Origin of the sequence: Prevotella sp. oral taxon 306 str. F0472, assembly GCF_000257925.1 — a bacterium.
Taxonomy (GTDB): domain Bacteria; phylum Bacteroidota; class Bacteroidia; order Bacteroidales; family Bacteroidaceae; genus Prevotella; species Prevotella vespertina.
The window spans coordinates 173,620-199,638 of the sequence record NZ_AJIN01000058.1 but is presented as its reverse complement, the minus strand read 5'-3'; the positions used below and the strand labels follow the sequence as shown (position 1 = coordinate 199,638).

At 43.2% G+C, this 26,019-nt stretch carries 23 protein-coding genes; 10 read left to right on the top strand and 13 right to left on the bottom strand.

Annotated features, from left to right (window positions below):
- Positions 1 to 22: 22 nt before the first annotated feature.
- From HMPREF9969_RS09165 to HMPREF9969_RS09150, 4 genes are all read right to left on the bottom strand, one after another.
- A complete protein-coding gene (locus tag HMPREF9969_RS09165; RefSeq protein ID WP_009435454.1) occupies positions 23 to 487 on the bottom strand; it encodes an Lrp/AsnC family transcriptional regulator in 465 nt (154 codons plus the stop codon).
- A gap of 209 nt (positions 488 to 696) precedes the next feature.
- A complete protein-coding gene (locus HMPREF9969_RS09160) occupies positions 697 to 1,737 on the bottom strand; it encodes an FKBP-type peptidyl-prolyl cis-trans isomerase (protein WP_009435533.1) in 1,041 nt (346 codons plus the stop codon).
- A 287-nt stretch (positions 1,738 to 2,024) separates the two neighbouring features.
- Positions 2,025 to 2,951, bottom strand: a complete 927-nt coding sequence (locus HMPREF9969_RS09155; RefSeq protein ID WP_009435472.1) for an FKBP-type peptidyl-prolyl cis-trans isomerase — start codon at positions 2,949 to 2,951, stop codon at positions 2,025 to 2,027.
- A gap of 94 nt (positions 2,952 to 3,045) precedes the next feature.
- Positions 3,046 to 3,651 (bottom strand): FKBP-type peptidyl-prolyl cis-trans isomerase, encoded by a 606-nt coding sequence (locus HMPREF9969_RS09150; protein ID WP_009435419.1) that lies wholly within the window; start codon positions 3,649 to 3,651, stop codon positions 3,046 to 3,048.
- 118 nt (positions 3,652 to 3,769) lie between these two features.
- Between HMPREF9969_RS09150 and HMPREF9969_RS09145 the strand changes: the two genes are divergently transcribed.
- The gene (locus tag HMPREF9969_RS09145) at positions 3,770 to 4,462 is read left to right on the top strand and encodes an SIR2 family NAD-dependent protein deacylase (protein ID WP_009435489.1); all 693 of its coding nucleotides are present in this window, start codon (positions 3,770 to 3,772) and stop codon (positions 4,460 to 4,462) included.
- A 74-nt stretch (positions 4,463 to 4,536) separates the two neighbouring features.
- Positions 4,537 to 5,148: a glutathione peroxidase gene (locus HMPREF9969_RS09140; RefSeq protein WP_009435542.1), complete on the top strand. Its 612-nt coding sequence runs from the start codon at positions 4,537 to 4,539 to the stop codon at positions 5,146 to 5,148.
- A gap of 285 nt (positions 5,149 to 5,433) precedes the next feature.
- Here HMPREF9969_RS09140 and HMPREF9969_RS09135 read toward each other — a convergent pair whose 3' ends face one another.
- Positions 5,434 to 6,354 (bottom strand): YitT family protein, encoded by a 921-nt coding sequence (locus HMPREF9969_RS09135; RefSeq protein ID WP_009435416.1) that lies wholly within the window; start codon positions 6,352 to 6,354, stop codon positions 5,434 to 5,436.
- A gap of 262 nt (positions 6,355 to 6,616) precedes the next feature.
- Between HMPREF9969_RS09135 and ruvB the strand changes: the two genes are divergently transcribed.
- The 3 genes from ruvB (at position 6,617) to ybeY (ending at position 8,728) form a co-directional block, all read left to right on the top strand.
- Positions 6,617 to 7,654: a Holliday junction branch migration DNA helicase RuvB gene (ruvB, locus tag HMPREF9969_RS09130; protein ID WP_009435515.1), complete on the top strand. Its 1,038-nt coding sequence runs from the start codon at positions 6,617 to 6,619 to the stop codon at positions 7,652 to 7,654.
- 151 nt (positions 7,655 to 7,805) lie between these two features.
- Positions 7,806 to 8,252 (top strand): pantetheine-phosphate adenylyltransferase, encoded by a 447-nt coding sequence (coaD, locus tag HMPREF9969_RS09125; protein WP_009435467.1) that lies wholly within the window; start codon positions 7,806 to 7,808, stop codon positions 8,250 to 8,252.
- Between the two features lie 26 nt (positions 8,253 to 8,278).
- The gene (gene ybeY / locus HMPREF9969_RS09120; RefSeq protein ID WP_009435537.1) at positions 8,279 to 8,728 is read left to right on the top strand and encodes an rRNA maturation RNase YbeY; all 450 of its coding nucleotides are present in this window, start codon (positions 8,279 to 8,281) and stop codon (positions 8,726 to 8,728) included.
- 127 nt (positions 8,729 to 8,855) lie between these two features.
- On the opposite strand, the gene HMPREF9969_RS09115 is transcribed toward ybeY, so the two are convergent.
- From HMPREF9969_RS09115 to HMPREF9969_RS09090, 6 genes are all read right to left on the bottom strand, one after another.
- A complete protein-coding gene (locus HMPREF9969_RS09115) occupies positions 8,856 to 10,427 on the bottom strand; it encodes a S41 family peptidase (protein ID WP_009435475.1) in 1,572 nt (523 codons plus the stop codon).
- A gap of 319 nt (positions 10,428 to 10,746) precedes the next feature.
- A complete protein-coding gene (locus tag HMPREF9969_RS09110) occupies positions 10,747 to 12,690 on the bottom strand; it encodes a DNA topoisomerase IV subunit B (protein WP_009435465.1) in 1,944 nt (647 codons plus the stop codon).
- A gap of 176 nt (positions 12,691 to 12,866) precedes the next feature.
- Positions 12,867 to 14,048: a hypothetical protein gene (locus tag HMPREF9969_RS09105; RefSeq protein ID WP_009435536.1), complete on the bottom strand. Its 1,182-nt coding sequence runs from the start codon at positions 14,046 to 14,048 to the stop codon at positions 12,867 to 12,869.
- A gap of 289 nt (positions 14,049 to 14,337) precedes the next feature.
- Positions 14,338 to 15,456, bottom strand: coding sequence for a DNA-processing protein DprA (dprA, locus tag HMPREF9969_RS09100; RefSeq protein WP_009435447.1), 1,119 nt, complete (start codon positions 15,454 to 15,456; stop codon positions 14,338 to 14,340).
- An 85-nt stretch (positions 15,457 to 15,541) separates the two neighbouring features.
- Positions 15,542 to 15,958, bottom strand: a complete 417-nt coding sequence (locus HMPREF9969_RS09095; RefSeq protein WP_004383025.1) for an acyl-CoA thioesterase — start codon at positions 15,956 to 15,958, stop codon at positions 15,542 to 15,544.
- A gap of 100 nt (positions 15,959 to 16,058) precedes the next feature.
- Positions 16,059 to 17,417: a DUF2851 family protein gene (locus HMPREF9969_RS09090; RefSeq protein ID WP_009435500.1), complete on the bottom strand. Its 1,359-nt coding sequence runs from the start codon at positions 17,415 to 17,417 to the stop codon at positions 16,059 to 16,061.
- 174 nt (positions 17,418 to 17,591) lie between these two features.
- Between HMPREF9969_RS09090 and dapB the strand changes: the two genes are divergently transcribed.
- Genes dapB through HMPREF9969_RS09075 form a run of 3 tightly spaced genes read left to right on the top strand, consistent with a single transcriptional unit; the run spans position 17,592 to position 20,509 of the window.
- Positions 17,592 to 18,347, top strand: coding sequence for a 4-hydroxy-tetrahydrodipicolinate reductase (gene dapB / locus HMPREF9969_RS09085; protein WP_009435539.1), 756 nt, complete (start codon positions 17,592 to 17,594; stop codon positions 18,345 to 18,347).
- 14 nt (positions 18,348 to 18,361) lie between these two features.
- A complete protein-coding gene (gene lepB, locus HMPREF9969_RS09080; protein WP_009435479.1) occupies positions 18,362 to 19,891 on the top strand; it encodes a signal peptidase I in 1,530 nt (509 codons plus the stop codon).
- Positions 19,892 to 19,894: 3 nt separating this feature from the next.
- A complete protein-coding gene (locus tag HMPREF9969_RS09075) occupies positions 19,895 to 20,509 on the top strand; it encodes a WbqC family protein (protein ID WP_009435404.1) in 615 nt (204 codons plus the stop codon).
- Positions 20,510 to 21,177: 668 nt separating this feature from the next.
- On the opposite strand, the gene HMPREF9969_RS09070 is transcribed toward HMPREF9969_RS09075, so the two are convergent.
- Positions 21,178 to 22,107 (bottom strand): tetratricopeptide repeat protein, encoded by a 930-nt coding sequence (locus HMPREF9969_RS09070; RefSeq protein ID WP_009435485.1) that lies wholly within the window; start codon positions 22,105 to 22,107, stop codon positions 21,178 to 21,180.
- Positions 22,108 to 22,249: 142 nt separating this feature from the next.
- Between HMPREF9969_RS09070 and yfcE the strand changes: the two genes are divergently transcribed.
- The gene (gene yfcE / locus HMPREF9969_RS09065) at positions 22,250 to 22,789 is read left to right on the top strand and encodes a phosphodiesterase (RefSeq protein WP_036895586.1); all 540 of its coding nucleotides are present in this window, start codon (positions 22,250 to 22,252) and stop codon (positions 22,787 to 22,789) included.
- 90 nt (positions 22,790 to 22,879) lie between these two features.
- On the opposite strand, the gene dusB is transcribed toward yfcE, so the two are convergent.
- A complete protein-coding gene (gene dusB, locus HMPREF9969_RS09060; RefSeq protein ID WP_009435493.1) occupies positions 22,880 to 23,836 on the bottom strand; it encodes a tRNA dihydrouridine synthase DusB in 957 nt (318 codons plus the stop codon).
- A gap of 135 nt (positions 23,837 to 23,971) precedes the next feature.
- On the opposite strand from dusB, the gene HMPREF9969_RS09055 reads away from it, so the two are divergent.
- On the top strand, positions 23,972 to 25,849 hold the full coding sequence (locus tag HMPREF9969_RS09055) for a heavy metal translocating P-type ATPase (RefSeq protein WP_009435509.1): 1,878 nt from the start codon (positions 23,972 to 23,974) through the stop codon (positions 25,847 to 25,849).
- Positions 25,850 to 26,019 lie beyond the last annotated feature (170 nt).

The window sequence follows — 26,019 nt, the reverse complement described above, 5'->3', positions numbered from 1 at the left end:
TGTTATCAAGTCTAAAGCAGGCTTATAGTTCTTCTGTAATTGGTATTTCACGCTTGATACTCTGCTCTAATGAGATGAGAGTCTCCGTTGATACAACCCCTGGAATGCCCTGTAGTTGGTTGTTAAGGAGGTCCATTAATTGCTCATTATCACGTGCATATAGCTTTAAAAGAATGGTATATGGACCAGTTGTGAAGTGACATTCCACCACCTCGGGGATGGCACTAAGACGCTCAACTACCTTTTTATACATAGAACCACGTTCTAGGTTGAGGCCGATGTAAGTACAAGTTGTATAGCCCAAGCTCTTTGGGTTGACATCAAAACCACTCCCCGTGATAGCTCCATTCTCGATGAGGTGTTGTACACGTTGATGTATTGCAGCACGCGAAACACCGCATTGTGCGGCTACATCTTTGAATGGCATACGTACATTCTGCGATAGAATGCTTAAGATCTTCTTGTCTAATCGATCTACTTTCTCCATCTCTTTCTATTGATATACTTGATTTGTTATGTTGTTGAAAACGCTTATTTGAAGTAGAGCAAAAGTAGATAATAATTATTGAATAGGCAACAAAATGACAAACAAAATGCACCTCTTGGGTGCATTTTGTCTATATAGAAGCTAATAGTAAGGTCTTTCTTTGCCCATTAGCTTACGTTTCTTAATATCGAGGAAAGCGCCTCTAGACTTTATTTACCAGCCTTTGAAGATGCTTTCTTTGCGCTCTTTGGCTGAGATTTCTTCGCTGTCTTGCTATCCTTCTTAGCCTCGGTTTCCATAGAGGGAGTTGGCTGTGAAGATTTTACCACATGCACTCCATCAATGTCTTTAAGCTCCAATGTGAAGATAAGAGTTGAATAAGGAGCGATGTCGCGACCTGCTCCACGCTCACCATAAGCCAAGTTGTAAGGGATAAAGATTTCCCACTTAGAACCTACGGGCATAAGTTGTAAAGCCTCAGTCCAGCCCTTGATGAGCCCACCAACGTTGAAGGTGTCGAACTCGGTGCCGTGTTTTGCGGTTGAATCGAATACCTTTCCGTCGATAGTCTTGCCTTCATAGATTACCTGAACATCGTCGGTAGCCTTTGGAATGGCGCCTGTACCCTTCTTAATAATGCGATATTGCAAGCCACTAGGGAGCGTTACGACCCCTTCTTTAGCCTTGTTTTCAGCCATGAAAGCCTCGTTCTTTGCTTTATTCTCAGCCTCTCTTTGCTGTCTGATAGCTATCTCTTGTTCCTTAAAGAACTTTGCTGCGGTTGCAGGAGACATCGTTGTTGAGTCCTTGGACATAGCTGCTACGATTCCACTATATAGTATCTCTGTGTTAACTGGGCTCTTTGACTCTTCGAATTGACTAACCATATTCGGGAGCAAACGGCTTTCTATCTGGCGACTAACGGCTATTCCTACTCCATAAGCAGCAAAGTTCGCATCCTTGCGTTTGCAGATTCCTTCCTTCAAGCCCCTGATGAAGTCGGGCATTAACTCCTTTGTTATACCGAATTGTTGCTCAAGATAGGCGTCTAAGCCGTTTGACATGGTCATACCTGTTGCGTAACTCAATGAATCGGCAGCACTCTTCAATACGATAGGTGCCGTCTTGCAAGCCTCTGAACACTCTGTTGTAGCTTTGTTCTTCTTATCTTTTTTCTTACTCTGAGCGCTTGCTGTGTTAAAAGCTGAGCCTGCCGCAATAAGCAGAGCCAGCATGATTACTTTCTTCATAACCAATATTTGTTTAATTAAAGATGTTTCCCTCTCCAATAGACGTTGCTTGATTGGACTCGTGTTTCCAACTGATTATACACGTCTGTATAACTGATTATACTCGTGTGTATAATTGATTATACTCGTGTGTATAATTGATTATACACGTCTGTATAATTGATTATACTAGTGTGTATAATTCCCTATTCTATAAGAGATGATTGTTTACTTAAAAGGAGATGATTGAAAGAAGGTCAGGCTATGCACCTGACCCTCCTTATTTATTATCTTAAGATGTCTTGGAATTACTTTGCTGGCTTACCGCTAACCTGCTCTGGCATACCAGCAGGCATACCTGGCTGACCTTGTGGAGCCTTCTCAATACCCAACAACTCAACAGTGAACACAAGTGTTGAGAATGGTTTGATGTCTGGGCTAGGCTGTTGCGCACCATAAGCAGCACTATAAGGGATTGTAATCTCCCACTTAGAACCAACTGGCATAGTGGTCAATGCAGCTGTAAAACCAGGTATTACACCACCTACAGGCATAGTTGCATCATTGCGTTGATCAAATACCTTGCCCTCGATAGTCTTACCAACATAGTTGATTTTCACTACATCAGAAGCCTTTGGAACAGCGCCATTTCCAGCCTTAAGTTCTTTAATCTGTACACCCTGCGCAATGGTCTTTACGCCTGGTTTCTTTGCATTAGCAGCCATGTAAGCATCGCTCTTCTTCTTGTTAGGACCGTATGTCTTCTCAGCGTTCTTCATCTGAATTGCCTTTGAAGTAGTCTGCTCTATGTTACGAGCCTGCTCAACAGTCATCTTCTGATTCTTGCCCTTTGCACTTGCAGCAAAGCCTGCCAAGAAGTTCTTCAGAGAGATAGTCTTGGTTGAATCATCACCAAAGATCTGGCGGTTAATCTGCTGTTTAATGACCATATTCATCTGCTGTCCAACACCGATACCAGCGTTATAAGCAGCCTTCTTCTTGTCATCTGCACCCTGAACACCATCGTTCATACCCTTGATGAACTCGTCGATGTAAGCGGTATCAATCTGCATCTGCTGTAGATACTGCTTAACACTTTGACCTTGGTCAATACCGAATGCGTAGCTTAAAGAGTCTACATCAGACTTCAAATCCTCCTTAGGAGCAGAATTGCCACAGGCTGTGAAGCCTACAGCTGCCATAGCCATTGCGGCTAAAAGATAAACTTTCTTCATTTATTTTATTGTTTAGTTTTTAGGCATTAATATATGTTCTGTAGGGCTATCATAAATCATTAGGAGTACTTATAACGCCCTAGCAGATATTAATTTATAATACTTTGAGTAATTCAACATCGAATACAAGGGCTGCAAATGGTGGTATCTGTGCACCTGCGCCACGCTCTCCATAAGCGAGATTGTAAGGTATGAAGAAGCGATACTTAGCCCCTTCCGACATCAACTGTACGCCTTCTGTCCATCCAGCAATGACTTGGTTGAGTCCAAAAGTGGCTGGTTCGTTACGTTGATAGGAGCTATCAAAGATCGTCCCATCGATAAGTGTACCCTCATAGTGGCACTTTACCTGGTCAGTTGCGCTTGGTTTCTTACCATTACCCTCCTTTAGTACTTGGTACTGAAGACCTGATGGCAATACAACCACACCCTCTTTCTTTGCGTTCTCAGCCAAGAATGACTCTCCAGCAGCCTTTGCTACCTTTCCAGCCTCAGCCGCCGCAGCACGTTGCTTTTCCTCTTGTTCCTGGAAGAAAGCCTGTACTAAGGATTGTGCCTCAGCGTTATTAACCTTCAAAGGAGTGCCTGATATTACATCTTTAACAGCCTGTGCGAAGTCGTCGATATTTAATCCCTTCGCTCCCATACCAGCGAGTTGGGAACCGATACCGATGCCCAGTGCATAGCTTAATTTATCCATTTTAGTTCTTGAAGTTATTTATTATTAATGTGCAAAGATACTATTTTTTAAGGTATTGAATCACATTAATCGAATTAAAATAACTAAATTTGTGGAATAGAAACAAATGTAAGGTCGTATGAAGAAAGTAGTATTCTTAACGGGTGCAGGTATGTCTGTCGAAAGCGGCTTCAAGACTTTTCGTGGTAACGATGGGCTTTGGGAAGATTATCCCGTTGAGCAAGTAGCCTCACACGAAGGCTGGGAAGCAAATCCAACATTGGTTAACAACTTCTATAATAAGCTCCGAAGGAAACTTTACACAGCATTGCCTAATAAGGGGCATCAGCTGATTAAGGAACTAGAAAAGGCTTACGATGTGGTTGTTATCACGCAGAATGTGGATAATCTACACGAGAAGGCAGGGTCGAAGAAGGTTATTCATTTGCATGGCGAACTATCTAAGGTGTGCTCAAGTAACGACCCTTACGACTCGAGATATATAAGGGAATTGCCCCCAGAAGATTGTGAGGTAGCTCCCGGAACACTGGCTGGTGATGGTTCTCTGGAGCGTCCTTTCATTGTATTCTTTGGTGAGGCTGTACCCATGATAGAGCCTGCTATGGAGGAAGCTGCACAAGCAGATGTGTTCGTTATCATCGGTACTTCGCTGAATGTCTACCCTGCGGCAGGGCTCGTGAGATATGTTCGTCCAGGTGTCCCCATCTATCTCATCGACCCTGATAACGCTCCTGCAGGGAGTGCTGGACACGTCATTCACATTCAAAAGGGGGCTAGTGAAGGAATGGAAGAATTAATAAAGTTATTATAAAAGAACATCCACATTCATTGCAGCTACTCGATGAGTTTCGAAGGAGATGTGGCTTGGATGTGAAATAAAAGAGTATGAAAAGACTATTATCATTAGTTATCATTGCGTTGATGGCATTGCCTATTATGGCGCAGAAAAACGTTTATAAGTTCAGTGTAAAGGATGGCAATGAGAAGACCATCAAGTTGAAAGAGTACAAAGGAAAGGTGTTACTCATTGTAAACACAGCCACAAAGTGCGGCTTTACACCACAATATGAAGCCTTACAAAAGCTCTATGATACTTACAAGGATCGTGGTTTTGTCATCCTAGATTTCCCTTGTAACCAATTTGGAGCACAAGCGCCTGGATCGCTCAAGGACATCCACTCTTTCTGTACGGGTACTTATGGTATTATGTTCCCACAGTTTGCTAAGATCGTAGTAAATGGTAAGAGCGAGTCACCCTTGTACACTTACCTTAAGGTGCAACAGCCTTTTAAAGGTTTCGATACGACCACTCAGATTGGTAAATACCTTGATGAAAAGTTTAAGGCAGACAACCCTAACTATGCAAAAGACCCTAGTATCAAGTGGAACTTCACGAAGTTCCTCGTTGATAGAGATGGTCATGTCATTGATCGTTTTGAGCCTACTGCAGATATGAAAGACGTTGAGGCAGGTGTTAAAGCGGCTTTGAAATTGTAGAGAAAGCCCCACTCTGTCGCCCCGAAAAGCCCCACCCAACCTCCCCAAAAGGGGGAGGAGTGCCTAACGGAAGTCGGTTGGGTTATATAGTGGGAAGGGGTCGTTAGTGTGTAACAAAGTTGTGCCTCGTAAGCAAGAACGATAAGAATGAAAACAAAGAAACGCCCTTCTCGGATGGAGAAGGGCGTTTCTTTGACATGAAGAGAGGCTTTCTTTACATCAAAGAAAGCCTCTCTTCATATCCTACTATAATCTTCTCAATTTGAGAAGTATGCCATATTCTATCTAAATCGTCGTTGGTGTCTGTTCTTTATGTGCCTTACGTTTCACCTTAAACTTATCGAATCCCTTACCGAAAACACCCATTACTTGACTCTGTGTAACGAATGCGTCAGGGTCAATCTCATCTATCATACGATAAACGTAAGAGGCTTCTCGTTGGCGTGTAACCACGATTACAACCTTTAAGTCATGCCCCGTATAATAGCCCTTAGCGTCAATAATGGTGCTGGTGCGGTGAGGTTGGTCTTGAGATATCATATCGCATATTTCCTTATAACGCTCAGAAATAATCAAGAACTGCACTGACCTGCGACTTGAATTGATGACTTGATCAAGTACGAAGGACGTTATAATGAGGTTTACATAGCCATAAATCACTTGCTCCCAACTATGAAGAACGACGTAACTACCAGTTACGATCGTCATATCAACCAATAGGATGACCCGACCTAACGATATATCGCGATACTTGTTGACGATAGCTGCAACGATATCAGAGCCACCTGAGCTTCCGTTATACGATAGTCCGAAAGCAAGACCAACACCACAAAAGACTGCTCCGATGATTGCTGACATGAAAGGTTGCCCATGCAAGAGCATTGGATGAGGGAAGGCTTGGCTCAAGACATTCACTAAGATGGTAAGAACTACTACACCATAAATGGTGCGAATACAGAACTTTAAGCCTAAAACCTTTAGTGCCACAGCTAGTAAAATAGCGTTCAGACAGAAGTAAGTCCAGCTTACGGGGATTCCATTTCCCCAATAGATGATAGATGCAAAACCTGCTACACCACCATTGCCAATGTGGTTGGGCAATAGAAAGATAGTCCAACCGATTGCGTAGAAGAGCATTCCTGCGGCTATCATGATGTAGTCGAGGATCTCACGATAAAGTAGTTTCTTGTTCATTCTGTTGATCATACGTATAAGGATAAAGCGTTAGTTCATGTTGCAAATTTAGATAAATTTTCCGAAACAAAGCACCTGCACGGAAAAAATACACTACCTTTGCAGAAAATAAATAGCACTTGTAAAGAGCATAGGTCATATATCCAATTTGATAAAGAGTATATAACTGGAATCTTACAAACACTCAATAGATATTGAACGAGCCGTTTTGTCCCTACATAAGGATGTTTGACACGTTCGCAAGTACTCTTTTTTTCTAAAATAGAAAGATAACATGTCGGAAGATTTTGATATACATGAAGAGAGGATCTCATCGGCTGAGAAAGACTTTGAGAACGCTCTCCGCCCATTGAAATTCGATGACTTTAGTGGACAGCAGAAGGTTGTTGAGAACCTTCGAGTGTTCGTTGAAGCAGCGAAGTATAGGGGAGAACCACTCGATCATACGCTCTTGCATGGTCCACCAGGACTGGGTAAGACGACGTTGAGTAATATCATAGCAAACGAGTTAGGCGTTGGCTTTAAGATAACTTCTGGTCCAGTGCTTGATAAACCAGGTGATTTGGCTGGTATTCTGACGTCATTAGAACCCAACGACGTGCTCTTTATTGATGAAATTCATCGTCTTTCGCCTGTCGTTGAAGAGTATTTATACTCTGCAATGGAGGACTATCGCATCGATATAATGATTGATAAGGGACCTTCAGCACGTTCCATACAGATTGATCTGAACCCTTTTACACTTGTCGGAGCCACTACTCGCAGTGGACTTCTTACTGCTCCGCTTCGTGCGAGGTTTGGTATTAACCTGCATCTAGAGTATTATGACCCCGAAACAATACAACGTATCATCAAGAGGTCGGCGTATCTTTTGAAGGTCCCAATCGTTGATGAGGCTGCTGTTGAGATTTCTCGACGTTCGCGTGGGACGCCTCGTATTTGTAACTCATTGCTTCGGCGTGTGAGAGACTTCGCTCAGGTGAAGGGCAATGGAACGATAACTCCAGAAATAGCAATGATGTCCTTGCAGTCATTGAATATTGATCAATATGGTTTGGATGAGATCGATAACAAGATACTACTTACCATTATTGACAAGTTCAGAGGTGGTCCTGTTGGCGTATCAACCATTGCTACTGCCATTGGAGAGGACGCTGGAACGGTTGAGGAGGTGTACGAACCATTCTTGATTATGGAAGGTTTCATCAAGAGAACACCGCGTGGGCGTGTTGCAACTCAGCTTGCTTATGACCATTTAGGGCGCAACTCTTTTCATGACAACCCGCTCCAGCCTGGATTATTCGACCAATAAGAAAGTTGTTATCTATTTGGTTTTCTAATGGAAATAAACTATATTTGCGGTAGAAACAAGGAGGTAAACATGAATAGAACAATAAGTATTCCTGCTGCTGATAATGCTCTCTTGGAGATGTTGGCACAGAAGATTAGGTGGGAGATAATAGATGAATAAAGGACTCTTCGTTGGTAGTTTCGATCCATTTACTATTGGGCACGACTCTATAGTACGCCGTGCTTTACCGCTCTTCGACCATATTATCATTGGTGTAGGGGTGAATGAGCGGAAGAAGTGTATGTTGAGTGCAGAGGAGCGAGTGAAGCGTATCAAGCGTCTCTATGCTGATGAGCCAAAGATTGAAGTACGGGCATATAGCGACCTAACCATCGATTTCGCTCGTAGAGAGCAAGCGACATATATTATAAAAGGTGTTCGCAGTGTGAAAGACTTCGAATATGAACGGGAGCAAGCAGATGTGAATAGACTCTTATCGGGCGTTGAGACAATCTTTCTCTATGCTGAACCGCAGCTGTCAAGCATTAGTTCTACTATGGTGAGAGAGCTTCAACACTTTGGAAGAGATATATCGGAGTTCCTTCCAAAGGGGTATTAACAAGAATAGAAAAACAACTGAAGCAAATGATTACATATAGTGCAGAAGGCGTAAAAATGCCTAAAATCAGGAAACGTGATACTTCTCGTTGGATTAAAGCAGTCGCTGCTACCTACGGAAGGAAGGTCGGGGAAATAGGGTATATGTTTGTTGATGACGAGAAGATACTCGAAGTGAACAATGAGTACTTAGGGCATGATTATTATACGGATGTTATTACCTTCGACTATGATGAGGGTGATGTACTCAATGGCGATCTTGTAATTTCACTCGATACAGTGCGTTCCAATGCTGAACTATTTGGTAAGTTGTATGAAGAAGAGCTGTTTCGTGTTATCATACATGGCATACTTCATCTCTGTGGAATCAATGACAAGGGACCAGGCGAACGTGAGATAATGGAAGAGAATGAGAACAAGGCACTTGCATTGTTACGTCAGATGGAATCCGAAGAAGGTGTTTCGTTTATAAGATAAGGTTCTATTTCTGGAGGTTGATACACCTTATTAATATAGCGCATACACGATAAAAGGGGAAAAGGATAATGCTTATTGAGCAAGTCCTTTTCCCCTTTTATAGAATAGGAGAATCTTACTTCACTCCTTATTCTTTATCACTTGCGAGTTTAACAGCCTTATTCACAATGTCACTCTGTTCGTTCCAAACACGGTAGTATTCGTTCATATCCCATAGGTCACGTGCTACGAGTGCTTTTAATTGAACTTTGATATAAGGCATGGTAGCCGTTAGTTCTGCCTTATCCTTTGGTTCCACCTTCTCTTTCTTGCCCTCTGCTATGATCGTGTCAAGCAATGATTGTGGTACTACGTAATTCTTATTGAAGGTGTCAAACGATTTATAAAGTCCTTTCAGAGTTGTTCTGTTTGCATCAACATACTTCAGATAAGCATTCATAATGATGTTCTTTGCAGCCAAGAGACGATGATATTTCGTGTATTTAGTTGTATCTAAAGGCACGAAGTAATCGGGCATAATGCCACCGCCACCATATACTACTCGATGGTTACGAAGCGTGTAGAACTTCTGAGAAGTATCAAAGTGAATACTATCAGGATTGGTTAGTTCACCATGTTTCAGGCGTTTCTCAAGATCCATCTCATAGTCTTTCAAGTCGCCTTTCTTGTATGGTTTCTGAATACAACGACCGCTTGGTGTATAATAATGGGCGATAGTCAAGCGCATCATACTACCATCAGGGAAGTCGAAAGGACGCTGAACAAGCCCCTTGCCAAAGGTTCTGCGCCCAACAACTGTGCCTCGGTCGTTATCTTGAATAGCCCCCGTAACAATCTCTGCAGCCGATGCAGTGAACTCATTCACAAGTACATAAACACGTATCTTTTGTAGTCTTCCATTGCCAATAGCCTTGTAGTTCTGGCGTCGCACATTGCGTCCTTCGGTATAGACAATCATCTCGTTATCCTTTAGGAACTCATTGGCAATCTGTACGGCAGCCTGAAGATAACCGCCACCATTGTCTTGTAAGTCGAGTATCAGGCTCTTCATACCTTGCTTCTCAAGCCCCCTTACGGCATCCATGAACTCCTCGTGAGTCTTCATACCAAAGCTCTCTAAGCAAATATAACCCACAGTTGGGCGAATCATATAGGCTGCGTTGAGTGTATGAACAGGTATCTTATCACGTGTGACAACGAATGTTAGGATACCATTGACGCCTCGACGCACAATACCTAACTTCACCTTCGTTCCCTTCTTACCACGTAGCATCTTCATGATGTCGATACGTGGCATCTTTACTCCAGCTATTGTAGAGTCGTTCACACTGACGATACGGTCGCCCGCAAGGATTCCCACCTTCTGAGAAGGACCATTCACGATGGGTTGAATCACCACTAACGTGTCCTCAATCATGTTAAATTGGACGCCAATACCCTCGAAGTCGCCCTGTAAAGGCTCATTCATTGCCTTCGTTTCCTTAGCATCTGTATAAGTGGAGTGCGGGTCTAAGCCCTTTAACATCCCTCTTATGGCATCTTCCGAGAGCTTCTGTTCATTCACGGAATCCACATAGAAGTTAGTGATAGCCATCTCTGCTATCTGCAACTTACGTAAGGGTGAGTCGCTCTTAAGCTGCGCTGACAATGGTAAAAAGCTAAAGAAGCAAAGGAGTGAAAGATAGATATACCTTTTCATAGACTATTATTGTAAATTAATGAAACTCTATTTCGTTGAAAGACAACGCAAGGGAATAGTGTTCGAGTTCCTGCTCTTGTCTTTCTATCTTGTTGTTGTTATGATTTGTTGTTGCTTGTTTAATAGCATGTTCATGAGGATTGCAGAGCAAGTAGACGGCTTATTCTAATAGAACTAACGTCTCCTTTAAGAGAACACTCGACTGATTTGGAAAATTAGTCGAGTGTTTTAAAAAATCAGTCGACTGATTTGAAAGTCCCTATCGACTATGCTTTAGAGACGAGAAGATAGTAAATTAGCTTTATGACGAAGCCCTCCTTTACATCTCCCCTTGCTCTTCTGGCAAGTCCTCTTCGATTACGAGGTTGTCAATGATGAAGTTTTGACGCTCCATAGTGTTCTTTCCCATATAGTACTCAAGCAACTTTGCAACTTGATCATTCTTATGGAGTGTGACCTGCTCAAGGCGCATGTCGGGTCCTATAAAGTGTGCGAACTCATCAGGGGAAATCTCTCCAAGACCTTTGAATCGTGTTATCTCTGGTTCTGGACCAAGCTCGTTGATAGCTGCTACACGCTCCTCTTCAGAGTAACAATAACGTGTAATAAAGTCGTTCTTCTTCTCTCCTTTCGCACGACGAGCGTCGGCATCAGCAATAACCTGCTTATCCTTGATTTTTGTTCGACGGTTGCGAACACGGAAGAGGGGCGTCTGAAGGACATATACATGCCCTTTCTTTATCAGCTCAGGGAAGAACTGAAGGAAGAAAGTAATTATCAGTAAGCGAATGTGCATACCGTCGACATCGGCATCCGTAGCCACTATCACCTTATTATATCGGAGTGAATCGAGTCCGTCCTCAATATCGAGCGCAGCCTGAAGAAGGTTGAACTCCTCATTCTCATACACTACTTTCTTTGTCAATCCAAAGCAGTTAAGCGGCTTTCCACGCAATGAGAAGACTGCTTGTGTGTTGACATCACGACTCTTAGTGATACTTCCGCTGGCTGAATCACCCTCTGTTATAAAGATAGAACTCTCCTCCTTTCGATCGTTCTTCACGTCACAATAGTGTACACGACAGTCACGTAACTTACGGTTATGGAGGTTGGCTTTCTTCGCTCTCTCACGTGCCAACTTCGTTACACCAGCCATTGCCTTACGTTCCCGTTCGGTTTCTTTGATCTTACTCTCCAATATGTCGGTGAAATCCTCCTTGTGTATGTGAAGGTAATTATCGACATTTGTCTTAATAAAGTCGCCTACGTACTTGTTAATCGTCTCTCCATCGGGAGCCATAAGGGTTGAACCTAACTTGATCTTAGTCTGTGATTCAAACACAGGTTCCTCAACGTTAACAGCGATAGCAGCCACTAATCCGTTACGAATATCACCATATTCATACTTGCCGAAGAACTCTTTAATGGTCTTGGCAATATGCTCCTTGAAAGCAGTCTGGTGTGTACCGCCCTGTGTAGTGTGCTGTCCATTCACGAAGGAGTAGTACTCCTCGCCATATTGATTGGTGTGTGTGAAAGCTATCTCAATATCCTCTCCCTTCATGTGAACGATAGGATACAATGGATCTCCCGTCATGTTATCCGTCAGCAAGTCCTTTAGTCCATGCCTACTCAATATGCGTCTACCATTGTACATGATGGTTAGCCCCGTATTAAGATACGTGTAGTTGCGGAGCATCTCCTCGACTATGTCATCATGGAAAGAGTAGTTTTTGAATAGCGTGTTATCAGGTTCAAAGTAGATGTAAGTACCACTCTCATCGTTAGTCTTCTTTGTTTTATCACTTTGAAGATTACCTTTTTCAAACGAGAGCGCACGTACCTTACCCTCACGGAAGCTCTTCACCTCGAAGTGCGAACTAAGTGCATTAACAGCCTTGACACCGACTCCGTTCAATCCGACACTCTTCTTGAATGCCTTAGAATCGTACTTACCACCCGTATTCAGCACTGATACCGCTTCAACGAGCTTTCCCTGTGGAATACCACGACCATAGTCACGCACGCTAACACGCAGGTTGTCCTCGATATCTATCTCTATTCTATCGCCCGCATTCATCTTAAATTCATCGATAGAGTTGTCTATGACTTCCTTTAAAAGCACATAGATACCATCCTCGGGCAACTTTCCATCACCTAAACGACCGATGTACATGCCCGGACGGGTACGTACATGTTCCATATCCGATAGGTGTCGGATGTTGTCATCGGTGTATTCTACGGGTTTAACTAATTCGTCCATAAATATTAAAAGCTCACTTTCAATCCCTCTCTGAACGGAGAGGAGAGTTGTATGTTACCATGTGTGAGGAAAGGAACATACACTCTTTTGTCAGATAGAAGCTACTTAATTAATCTAAAATTAATGTATAACTAAACAATAACTATTATACCGAGACGAAAGGACTGAAGATCGAATTATTCACCTCCCCCTGCCCTTGTTTCAGGTGTGAGAGTGAGACTTCTTCTATAGCAACGCCTCTTCTTGTGGTTAATAGGGTCTAGTGGTCCCCACTGACTCTGCACTCCTTCGTTGCTCTCCATCTCTACTTGCGTCTCACCCCACTTGAATCCGTAGTTGACATAACGTGGGATAAGGTCGGCAAAGAGCAGTGCATTGGCTCCTTTAGACCTATATTCGGGTAGAAAACCCATCAAGAGAAGGTCCACACCATCGGTCTTATGGAACTTAATAGCGCGTAGTAAGTGCCACCAACCAAATGGGAACAGACGTCCGCGACGGCACTTTTGAAGTGCATGACTCAACGATGGGATTGTAATTCCTAGTCCGGCGAGTTGGTTGTCTTTGTTTCCATCCTCAATAACAGTGACGAGGTCGAGGTCAGCTAATGGGAAGTACATCTTGACATATTGGTCAATTTGACGATCAGTAAGCTCTGAGAACCCATAAAGATCACTGTATGTGAGATTGATGAGGTCGAAGAGTTTCTTGCCATAACCGCCTTGGAAGATGTCTTTCTTCGTCAGTTTGCGCACGTGGAGATTGTATCTTTTCTCCACCATCTCGGCTATCTTCGTATATTTCTCAGGTGATTTCTCTGGTACTACGAGGTAGTATTCAACGTAATCGTTGTCTTTCTCCCATCCACCGAGCTTCTCCATGTGTTGTGGATAATACTCATAATTATAGATGGTTGCCATTGTTCCCAGCTTATCGAAGCCCCAGGTCAACATTCCTTCAGGATCCATATCGGTGAAGCCAAGCGGTCCAACAATGTCATCCATACCTTTCTTCCGACCATACTCCTCAACAGCTTTAAACAAAGCACGTGATACTTCAATATCATCAATGAAGTCAATCCAACCAAAGCGAACGTCCTTCTTCTTCCATTTCTCGTTTGCTTTATGGTTGATAATAGCAGCCACGCGACCAACAATCTTCCCTTCTTTCAAGGCAAGATAATACTCTGCTTCGCAAAAGTCAAAGGCAGCGTTCTTGTTTTTTGATAGTGTATTTACTTCATCACTATAGAGATTGGGCACATCATAAGGGTTCCCTTTGTAGAGATCGTAATGGAACTCTATAAACCTTTTGAGGTCTTTCTTTGTCTCTACTCTCTTGATTTGAATCGATGACATTATATTATTCTATATTCGTTATATTCCTTTTCTTAAACGTGCAAAAGTACTAAAAAAAAGGTAGATGGGCAAATTTAACGTGTCTTTTAACTGATTGGCTGAGGTCATTCGAAGTTCCTTCTGAGGGAAAGGATGTTCCTAGTTGTCAGCATCGAACAAATCTTTTTCAATCGGACAATCGTATTTCTAGAATAAAGGAAACGCCCTTCTTACATCGAAGAGAGCCTCTCTTCGATAGGAAGAAAGGCTCTCTTTCAATCAAGAAGAGGCTCTTCTTTATTTCACTTGTTTATGCCATGAGATGATAACAACCGCCAGCCATAGTCCGAATGATACCTTTCATCTCCAAAGAGAATAGAATACCAGTGAGGCGTGAGATGGCTATGTCTGTTTGTACGGATAGCATATTTATCTGTAAGTCGTTGTTACTTTGTAAGGTACGAACAATCTGCTCTTCCTCTGGCGACAAATCAGGGAAAAGTTCCCGTTCGATTCCTTGTTGTTGTGCAAGCACTAGTTTCTGTTCATCATCCCATCCCATCGCCTTCACAAAATCGGTTGCTGAAGTGATGAGGGCAGCTCCGTTATCTCGAATAAGATTGTTGCAGCCTTCGCTATAAGTAGCTCCAATAGCTCCAGGAACGGCAAATACCTCACGACCATAGCTGCGGGCAATCCCACAAGTGATAAGTCCTCCACCCTTAGCAGCCGATTCTATGAGGATAGTTGCGTCCGAGCAACCAGCCACAATGCGGTTGCGTTGCACGAAGTTACGGGCTACGGGCTGTGTATGTGTCATGTATTCCGTGAGCAAACCACCCTGTTTTATCATTTTGAGGGCAGTCTCTTGATGTCCACGAGGGTAAAGATCGTCCAGCCCGTGAGCCAATACTCCAACCGTATCAAAGTCATTCTCCAGTGCAGCTCGGTGTGAATGGATATCCACGCCGTATGCTAGTCCGCTGAAGATAAGCACATCTGGGCACAGAGCCTTCAATTCTTTGATAAATAAACGGATGATGTCTTGCCCATAAGGAGTGCAATGCCGTGTTCCAACGAGGTTGATGGTCTGTCTTGCGTTGAGCTTTGTATTACCTTTAAAGTAGAGTAGGAGAGGGGCATCCACACATTCTCTCAACCGCTGTGGATAATCTTCATCATTCATACAAAGCGTTTGGATGTCATGTTGCAGACAATAATTCAATTCTTGTTCTGCCCTTGCACGAAGATGATCCACGTCCTTGAGTGCTTCAACAAGTTGTTTTGACGCATCTGGGAGAATCTCTCGAATATCGTTTTTATGCTCTATTACTGCTGTTGCAGAGCCTGCCCTGCGATATAATTCGGCTATTTCACGGAGGTGAAAACGAGTTAGGCGGGATAACAGAATGGCGTTGAGTGCTTCCATAATGATTAGTTTTTCTTATCGAATTAGAGGTTTATTGTGCAACTCTTATCCCTCTTTTGTCAGGGATAAGAGTTGGATGTCGAAACTACGCATCAGTTTCTAAGACCTTGGCGAACGCCTCGTCATAATCAGGACTAGAGCCCAATCGCCCATTGATAAGCACTACCAAGTCAACATCTGCATGGAAACACAGACGCTCATCACTAGCTCGGAAGAGGTCATGAGAGAACACCCAGCGTAGCCCCTGCTTCTTGAGTCCCATGCGAGAGATAATTTCATCATCGCAAGTCAGTGGCACTTTGTATGTCAGTTGCATTCTAGCAACGACCGCGTCAACGCCTTTCTCGTGTAGAGCAGAGAAACTCACGCCTAGCGAACGGAGGAATCTATGACGTGTATGTTCGGTATAATGCAAGTAATTGGCATTATTAACTATCCCTTGAATGTCGCATTCGTAATCACGAACCTCCATCCTTGTTTCAAAGATGTAATTAGTCTTCATTATTATGTGAGAGTGTTGTCTCGTCAGTATAAGCAATGGTTATGCCTTATTGGTAACGCTTTGCAATATACTTGATGAGGCTTTATTATTTGATAATTAATTAGTTTCTATTGTTTGAAATATCGCCCTTCTCCATCTCACCCATTGTGGGGGTAGATACGGATTGAGCCTTTAAATACTCGTAACCTATCCTGCATCTGAGGCAGTCCTTGGGGTCGCAATACTCTTTCTTAAGCTGTATGAGTGCTTGAGAGTCACCCGCCGTCTCCACTGATAGACCCACTTTTTCCCACATCTGGACAATGTGGTTGTGTTCAGCCTTTAGTGCTTCAAGGAAGTCGAAGGCACGTTCGCAAAGTTTCTCATTGCTTTTGTGCTTGCCATAAGCAAATAGAATGGGGATGACCGTGTTGATAATTTGTAAGTCCAAAGAGGCTTTTGTCAGTCGTTTCTCACTCCTTTTACTCTCAATGCCAAACATATAATGCGTCTCCCAATAGGCTGTTACCTGTGTCGAAAGAAGTTCGCGTGCCTGCTTGATAGTTTCACACTCTAATAGACAAGATAGTCCCGAACGCTGCTCGTAATAGAGGTTTGCTAACTGAGAGATGCGTATGTGGGGGAAATTCTGCGGTCTTAATCGTAGGAATCGCCACTGGTTTGCATCCATTGGGTGCAGTTGAAACTTATGAGATAGATATTGATACTCCGTCTTCAGACGCTGATAATAAGCATCATTGAGTGCTTCCTGCTGATAACGCTTAGGTATCGAGTTCTGTTCGAGTAGCCCTGCTTGCCCCAAGAAGAAGGCTTCTACTTGCATTAGGTCATCCCTATGATGACCGACGTCATGCAAGGGAAGAACCTTCGCCCACGTTTCGAAGGCATCACCATTTATGCTGAAACCATAGTTTCGGGCTAAGGTTACGAAGTAAGCAAGCTCCCAAGAGCCATTACATGATTGCAGTCTCTCCGTGATGGCATGTGCTTTCTGCTCTAAACGTTCAGCTTGTAAGGCATTCATCCACGCATGAATCATGAGCTTGGAGAGGTTGGGTATAATCCTGTAACAAGCTGGGTAATCATCGGTTGATAGTAGTTCTTGATAATGCTCACGCACTGTTTCTGGGATAGCAAGCCTCATTTGCGGTGGATAATCGCCTCGGCTGGTCTTGACGGCAAGGTCGATTGACTCTGCAACATGTAGTATTACATTATCATAATGTGGGTCTCTGTCATGATGATGCAGGTACCAATCAGACGAACGGAGGTGTATCTCCACATTGCCCACCCATAACGTCCCACCAATCTTCACCTTTGCATTGAAGAAGTCGGGACCTGCGTTGCGGTTAGGAAGCCCTGGGTCGATAACTTCAATGGCTTGACCATCGGTAGTCTGAAGTCCCTTTAAAGGAAATAACTTATGCTTCCATACATAGTGGATGAGCTGTTCCATCATAGATTCGTGGCTTATTAACAGAGGACAAATATACGAATTTTTTGATTATAAAGCCTTTCTTGTATGCTTATTTTTTATCTTTTGCTTGCTTATACCTTACTTAAAATAAGTGAAGTAATTTTGTTTTATGTCGTAAATCAGCTACCTTTGCATTGTTTTTAATACGTATTAATTATGAAGATAGCACTGATTGGCTATGGTAAGATGGGGCACATGATAGAACAAATAGCCCTCGAACGTGGCCACGAAATCGTTAGTATTATAGATGTAAACAATCCCGATGACTTCGACTCACCGGCTTTCTCGTCTGCAGATGTAGCCATTGAGTTCACCAACCCTACGGCTGCTTTCGGCAATTATAAGCGTGCCTTCGCACACAATGTGAAGGTTGTCAGTGGTTCAACAGGTTGGATGAATGACCATAAGGAAGAGGTAGAACGCCTTTGTACAGAGGGCGGTCAGACATTGTTCTGGGCAAGTAACTTCTCTATAGGAGTAGCCATTTTCTCTGCTGTCAACCGCTATTTAGCAAAGATTATGAATGGTTTCCCACAGTACAATGTAGCAATGGAAGAGGTGCATCATGTGCATAAGCTCGATGCTCCATCAGGTACTGCTATCACATTGGCAGAGGACATCATCGACTGTATCGATCGAAAGGATAAGTGGGTGAAGGGCTTTCAGCACAATGCAGATGGTACAGAGTCTGGCACAAATGATGTGGCTCCTAACGAACTACCTATTGCATCTATTCGACGCGACGAGGTGCCTGGTATTCATAGTATCAGTTATGACTCTGATGCAGATAAGATAACCATTACGCATGATGCTCATAGTCGACAAGGATTTGCATTGGGTGCTGTCTTAGCTGCAGAATACACCAAGGACCATACCGGTCTATTGACTACAAGCGACTTATTTAAGTTCTAACTGTATTTCAAGATATGATAGATAAGGAAAAAGCAGCCCTAGATCCAAGGAAGCAATGGGCGAAGTTTATTAGTGTTACTGTTCTATATCTTCTATTCCTACTATGGGTTGGAAGCTGGTGGGGATTAGTCGTTGTACCATTCATCTACGACTATTATATCACCAAGAAGATACGTTGGCAGTGGTGGAAAGAGGCTGAGGGTCCAGTCCGATTCATTATGGGTTGGGTGGATGCACTAGTGTTTGCTTTGGTCGCAGTGTACTTCATTAACCTCTTTTTCTTTCAAAACTATGTCATCCCATCATCGTCTCTTGAGAAGTCACTACTTACTGGTGATTACCTCTTTGTATCGAAGGTCAGCTATGGTCCTCGTATACCGGAAACACCGCTGACAATGCCTTTGACACAGCATACTCTCCCTATTATCAATACGAAGAGTTACATTTCTTGGCCGCAGTGGGACTATCGCCGTGTAAAGGGATTGGGCAAGGTTGAATTGAACGACATCGTTGTCTTTAATTATCCAGCAGGTGACACGATTATGAGCGAACCGAACTATCAAGGTCAAGACTATTATCAAACTGTCTATACATTAGGCGAGAATACATTGGCACAACAGCATCCGAACATCAAGTTGAATCAGATGAGTATAGCTCAACAACGTGCCTTTTATGATAATGCTTACACTGTTGGTCGGAACTACATTATTAATAATGTGGGTACTTATGGCACGTTGGATTGGCGTCCAACTGACCGCCGTGAGAACTTTGTGAAGCGTTGTGTGGGCCTTCCTGGACAAACTCTTCAAATCAAGAATAGGATTATTTATCTTGATGGTAAGCCTAACAAGGAACCAGAAAAGGTACAATATACCTATTTTGTAAAGCTCAATAACATCACAACAGCCGACCTTCTCAGTGCTCAATATGATGACCTTCGCAAGGAATTAGAGATTAGTAATGAGGATGTTCAGACCCTTACAAACCTACATGGAAGTGATATCAGCAGAGGAATGGTACTCAACAACGCTGCCTTGGAGTATGATGGTTACATGCCATTAACCAAGAGAGCCGCTGCAGAAATGAAGCGTTTAGGACTCATCAAGGCTATTCGTCTTGTCACAGATAAGGACATCTACTCTGGTCCTTACTATCCATTGAATGCTTTCACAGGCTGGACTCGTGATAATTACGGGCCTATCTGGATTCCTGCAAAGGGTAAGTCTATCACCCTCACCCTCAATAACCTCCCTGTTTACGAACGCTGTATTAAAGTTTACGAGAAGAACGATTTGCAGGTAAAGAACGGCAAGATCTATATCAACGGACGCCCTGCAACGCGTTACACATTCAAGATGGACTACTACTGGATGATGGGTGACAACCGTCATAACTCTGCCGACAGTCGTTACTGGGGCTTTGTTCCAGAAGATCATATCGTGGGTAAGCCTATCTTTATATGGTGGTCTAGTGATCCAGATCGTAAGGGTTTCGGTGGCATCCGTTGGCATCGTCTGTTCAACTGGGTCGATAATATCAAGTAAAGAATGGCGTCAGCACTTCTCTCTTCGACCTACTTTGGTCCCGTTCAATGGTATCAGAAGCTGAATAGATACGATACTTGTTTGATAGAGCAACACGACCATTTCGTGAAGCAAACCTATCGAAATAGATGTGTGATAGCAGCTACCAACGGACTACAAACGCTCTCCATCCCTGTGGAGAAGTTTGAGGGAGCGAAGTGCGAGATGAGAGATGTGCGCATTAGTGACCATGCCAACTGGCGTCATCAGCACTGGTATGCATTGCAATCAGCCTACGGGGAGAGCCCATTCTTCGAGTATTACGAGGACGATATACGCCCTTTCTTTGAACGAAAGTGGGTCTTTCTCTATGATTTCAACTGGGAGATCACGTTGAAGATGTGCGAGCTTATCGACATAATGCCCTGTATGAGGCGCACAGATAGCTATGAGCTGGAACCCTCAGAGGGCGTGATTGATTTCCGAGAAACGATTCGCCCGAAGCATCCAGGGCGTGATGACGAGTTCAAACCATGTACTTACTATCAGGTTTATCAGCAGAAGTACGGATTTCAACCGAACTTAAGTGTACTCGACTTGCTATTTAATCAAGGTAATGAGAGTGTCTTATTCCTATAATAAGAAAGGTTGTTTCAACGCATATTAACCTATTGGTTATTGCCTTGAAACAACCTTTTTGCTTTTCCCTCTATCCTCCTTTGTTCTTTACGCAGAGCTTTTCTTTCTTCCATGAAAGCCCTGTCTATCTTTGTCTAAACGCTCTGTTAAATAATAAGCGATACTTATTTCTCCAGCAGAAAACCTCTCGATAAAGAAAAAATAAACTATTTTTATAATATTATTAATCTGTTAATTGTTTATTTTTAGATTAGTTTTTGATGTAATTAATCGTTCTTTCAAATATAAACAAGTATTGCCTATGTAATTCAAGGGCGTTTTATCTTGTTTTGAATATGCTTACTTCCCATTCATCAATGCGATTATTTCTGACAAGAAAAGGACATTCCTCAATCGTGTAAACGGCTATCTTCTGCAGAATGAATTGTTATTTTGAGTGTTAGATAATGAATCTTGCATTACTAAAGAGTGCCACCTCCTATGTCTCCTCTTGTTTCTTTAGATTTTCCAAGTATCTAGATTAGTCTGTATAATCCGTGTTTTACGTGATAAAAAAGGTGTCAGCAAAGAATAAAAGAGCCCTTTCCTGTCCGATTTCTGTTAGTTATTCTTCCCTTTGAAGAGGGCTAGAAAGGGTATAAGGGGCGGTGTTTGGAGGAGCAAAATATCTACAAGATCAATTCTTTCACCACAATCTCTTGCTCCCGATAAAAGGCTTTTTCAGCTGCATCAGATACTGGATTAACTTCTGACAAACTAGCTGCAAGATTCTGCATTGCCCATGTGATGGTGTAACCAGCCTGTCGCCTTGCTTCAAGGCACTTGTCTAGTTCGTAACGCGCACGGGCTTTATCCTGTCTAAACAACAATTCGGCAAGCGTGAAACGCAGGCGCTGTCGAAACTTCTCATCCCTCTGTAATGTGATAGCCTTGCATAATAAGGCTATCTTATAACGCTCATCCTCAATGAGATTAGCCAACTCTTGGAACTCATTTGACTTCTTCGACCTACTTATCAAATGCCGATAAACATTGATGGCTTTGTCCTTCTTGCCCATAATCTGGTAGATGATAGCTTTGTAACGTTGGTTATCTCGGTTATAAGGACTATGTTTCAATGCTTCAGCAAGGATGGGGGCAGCCCGTAAAGCCATATCGACAGTAGGATTAGCAGCTACTTCCTTGAACACTTTCCCTACAATCCTCATCCCCGTGGAAGGCGTCACAAAGCCTTCATGCTGCGTTCCCTTCCAATCATCATCAGTAAGGCGTGTGATGTTCCAATGCGTTATGAAGTCGAGTATTGAGAAACTATTGTTGTGCTCGAAGACCTGTATTGCAGCCCTCATCATTGCACTCTGTCCCTTTAAATCAGTGTCTTTCATAGTGGGATAAAGCCTCATTAGACTCTTAAAGATCTTATATGCCTCCTCTAAACGGCGTTGTTGATACCGCAAACGCATCATATCTACACCCACCCAAAACATGGCTATCGTTGTATAATGCCCCTTGTGAGCAGCATACAAAGGTAAGATTGCAGCATAAGCATCCTCTGTTCGCCCCTGTCGGCGTAGTTCGAATACATCCTTCACATCCATAGTAGTAGTAATAGATAGTTGTTGTTGCAAATATAAACAATAATCTTGAAAAATGCAGAAGATGGTGAACTAAATCGTAAGGAACGATATTTTCTGAATGAATTGCAGTACCTTTGCCTTAGAAACAAACAACAGAAAGAACATGAAATATCTATTTGTATCAGATATCCACGGCTGTTTGCCGACCCTAGAGAAGGTGTTGCAATTCTATGATCGAGAGCAGTGTGATATGTTATGTATCCTTGGTGACATCCTAAACTATGGTCCGCGTAACTCTATTCCAGAGGGTATTAATGCCAAAGGGATCGTTGAAGTATTGAATAAAAGAGCGCAAGATATAATCGCAGTAAGGGGTAATTGCGATGCAGAAGTTGATCAAATGCTCCTGAAGTTCCCCTTGATGGCAGACTATATCATGCTCGTTGATGAAGGAAAACGGCTCTTCCTCACCCACGGACACATATATAATAAGGAGAAGATGCCCGTAGGTAACATTGATGCCATTGTATATGGACACACGCATCTGTGGGAGTTAACACATCAAGAGGATGCTCTGGTCTGCAACTTAGGATCGATTACCTTCCCTAAAGGAGGCAATGTTCCAACGTTTATGACATACGAGCATGGAGTATTCACAGCCTATAACTTGGATGGAGAAGTATTAAAGCAAGAACACATATAAGCCGTATCTGGCGCAAAAGAAAAGGGATTGAACGTATAAAGCTAACGTTTAATCCCTTTTTAATTTACCTTTATCAGCAATAAAGCTAACCTATTCTCTCAAACGCTCCCGACAATCTTCAAGAATTGACAAGAGTTCGTCCACCTTCGTAGCACGTAGCATGGAGATACGTATCTGTTTGAAGTCTGGAATGCCTTTAAATATCGGTGAAGCCGCAAGGTGGCGTCTTGTATGTAAGATACCACGATATTCATCAATGCGTTCAACATTGATCTTGAGCATTTCCTCTAGTACATCTATCTTCTCATCGAGGCTTATCTCATCTGCTTTTGGGCTGAAGATCCAGGGGCAACCGAATGTTGCTCGACCAATCATAACGGCATCTACGCCGTAAGTATCGAACTTCTCGCTTGCTTCTAAGCGATTCATCACATCCCCGTTACCAATGATTGGAATCTTAATACGCGTGTTCTTCTTCACTTCTCCTATGAGTGTCCAGTCCGCCTGACCTGTGTACATCTGCGAACGAGTGCGCCCGTGAATCGTTAATGCTTGTATGCCGCAATCTTGCAGTTGCTCTGCTAGGTCGGTAATGATGAGGTGTTCGGTGTCCCAACCTAGTCTTGTCTTCACTGTAACAGGTACATTTACAGCCTTAACAACCTCTCTTGTGATCTCTAACAGCAGTGGGATATTCTTCAACATACCCGATCCTGCCCCCTTGTTTGCCACCTTCTTCACTGGACAACCAAAGTTGATATCTATCACGTCAGGCTTTACTTGCTCCACAATCTTGGCTGCTTCAACCATAGAAGCAACGTCCCTACCATAGATCTGTATGCCTACAGGACGCTCACTATCGTCTATCACCATCTTAGAAAGCGTCGACTTGATACTCCTAATGATTGCATCTGCCGACACAAACTCGGTATATACCATTGCTGCCCCATATCTCTTACACATCTTCCGAAAGCCTATGTCGGTCACATCTTCCATCGGTGCAAGGAATAAAGGACGCTCTCCTAAATCAATCGAACCTATCTTCATGCCTGCAAAGGTAACAAAAAAGTGAAAGAGAAAACGCCTATTTCTATAAAAAGAAGTGGCATCTTTGCAACTGGGTTGCGAAAGTTTATGCTTAACTTTGCGGCAGAATATTAATCAAGTAACATATTTTTAGCTATGAATAAGAAGTTATTACGCATCATTCTCACCGCTATCCTGCTTGCAGGAGCGTGGCTCGTGGAGCATTATGCAGGACTTGCTATGTGGCAGGTACTGCTTGTTTATCTCATTCCTTACCTCCTCATTGGTTACGATGTATTGTCAGAAGCAGTGGAAGGAATCATGGATTTGGATCCATTTGACGAAGATTTCCTGATGGCATTAGCAACGATAGGAGCCTTACTCATTGGTTTCTTGCCAGGAGCAGAGCCTCAGTTCGTTGAAGCAGTGTTTGTTATGCTCTTCTTCCAGTTGGGTGAGTTGTTTGAAGACTACGCCGAGGACAAGGCTAGAGATTCGATAACTGAGTTGATGGACATACGTCCTGACACTGCAAACATCGAACGGAACGGGCGCATTGAGGCGGTTAGTCCAGAAGAGGTAAGCGTTGGTGACATCGTAATCGTTAAGCCTGGAGAGAAAATACCACTTGATGGTACGATCCTAGAAGGTGCTTCCAGTCTTAATACAGTAGCCCTTACGGGTGAGAGTCTACCACGAGATGTGCAAGAAGGAGACGCTGTTATCTCTGGATGTGTCAATCTATCGGGCGTTCTGAGGCTCCGTGTCGACAAGTCTTACAGCCAGTCTACAGCTGCAAAGATTATCCAGTTGGTGGAAGACGCAGGTAATAACAAGTCGAGAAGTGAGTCGTTTATCCGCCGTTTTGCCCGTGTCTATACGCCAATCGTGGTCATTTCAGCCCTTGCACTGGCACTTATTCCACCTTTCTTCTACGATAGTTACGCTCCAGCCTTTGCTACTTGGCTATACAGAGCATTAACCTTCTTGGTTGTTAGTTGCCCTTGCGCACTGGTGATTTCCATCCCATTAACCTTCTTTGCAGGTATCGGTGGCGCCTCACATAAGGGTATCCTTATCAAAGGAGGCAACTATATGGATGCCTTGGCAAGGCTTCAGACCATCGTATTTGATAAGACTGGAACATTGACATACGGCACTTTTGAGGTGGAGGCAGTGCATCCAGACAACTGTTCGGAACAGGAGTTACTACATTTGGCAGCGCATGTAGAACGTTATTCAAACCATCCCATTGCCATCGCCTTACGACAGGCTTACCCCCATGAGGCTGATAATTGCAGTATAGAAGATGTACATGAAACGGCTGGGCAAGGCGTTTCTGCAACGGTCAATGGGCGAGTTGTCAGCGTTGGTAACGACAAAATGATGAAAACATTAGGACTCTCAATCCCCGTATGTAGCCGTTGTAAGAATCATGTAGGTACTATCGTGCATGTTGCCATCAATGGTGTTTATGCTGGGCATATCCTTATCTCTGATAAACTGAAGGCTGACGCACGTGAGGCAATCAGCTCTTTAAAGACTTTAGGCGTGACTCGTACCATCATGCTAACAGGTGATAAGGAAGATGCCGCACGCCAAGTAGCCGCAGAAACAGGCGTAACGGATTATCATGCCGAGCTGCTCCCAGCTGATAAGGTAGCACGTGTTGAACAGCTGTTGAGCGATAAGAACGAGAACGGAACACTTGCTTTTGTGGGTGACGGAATCAATGATGCACCTGTACTAGCACGTGCCGACGTGGGGATAGCGATGGGTGCTTTGGGCAGCGATGCCGCTATTGAAGCTGCAGATGTTATCCTCATGGATGACAAACCATCGAAAATCTCACTTGCAATCAGGCTCTCCCGCCGCACCATCTTCATAGCGAAAGAGAACGCATGGTTTGCTATTAGCATTAAAGTGGCGGTCTTGCTCCTTGCCACCTGTGGCTTTGCAAGTATGGGATTAGCCGTCTTTGCAGATGTTGGTGTAATGGTTCTGGCTGTTCTCAACGCAATGAGAGCACGATAAAGAACGTACTTTATTGGTCGAAATAATACATGACTCGTTTGTCTGAAACCGATTGGGACTTGCAGACAAACGAGTCTTTTTATTTGTAAGATAGGATTTATAACATAACCAAAAACGCTTATCTTTACTTTAAATAATGTTAGTACCCTTTGTAATTAACCAAAAATTAT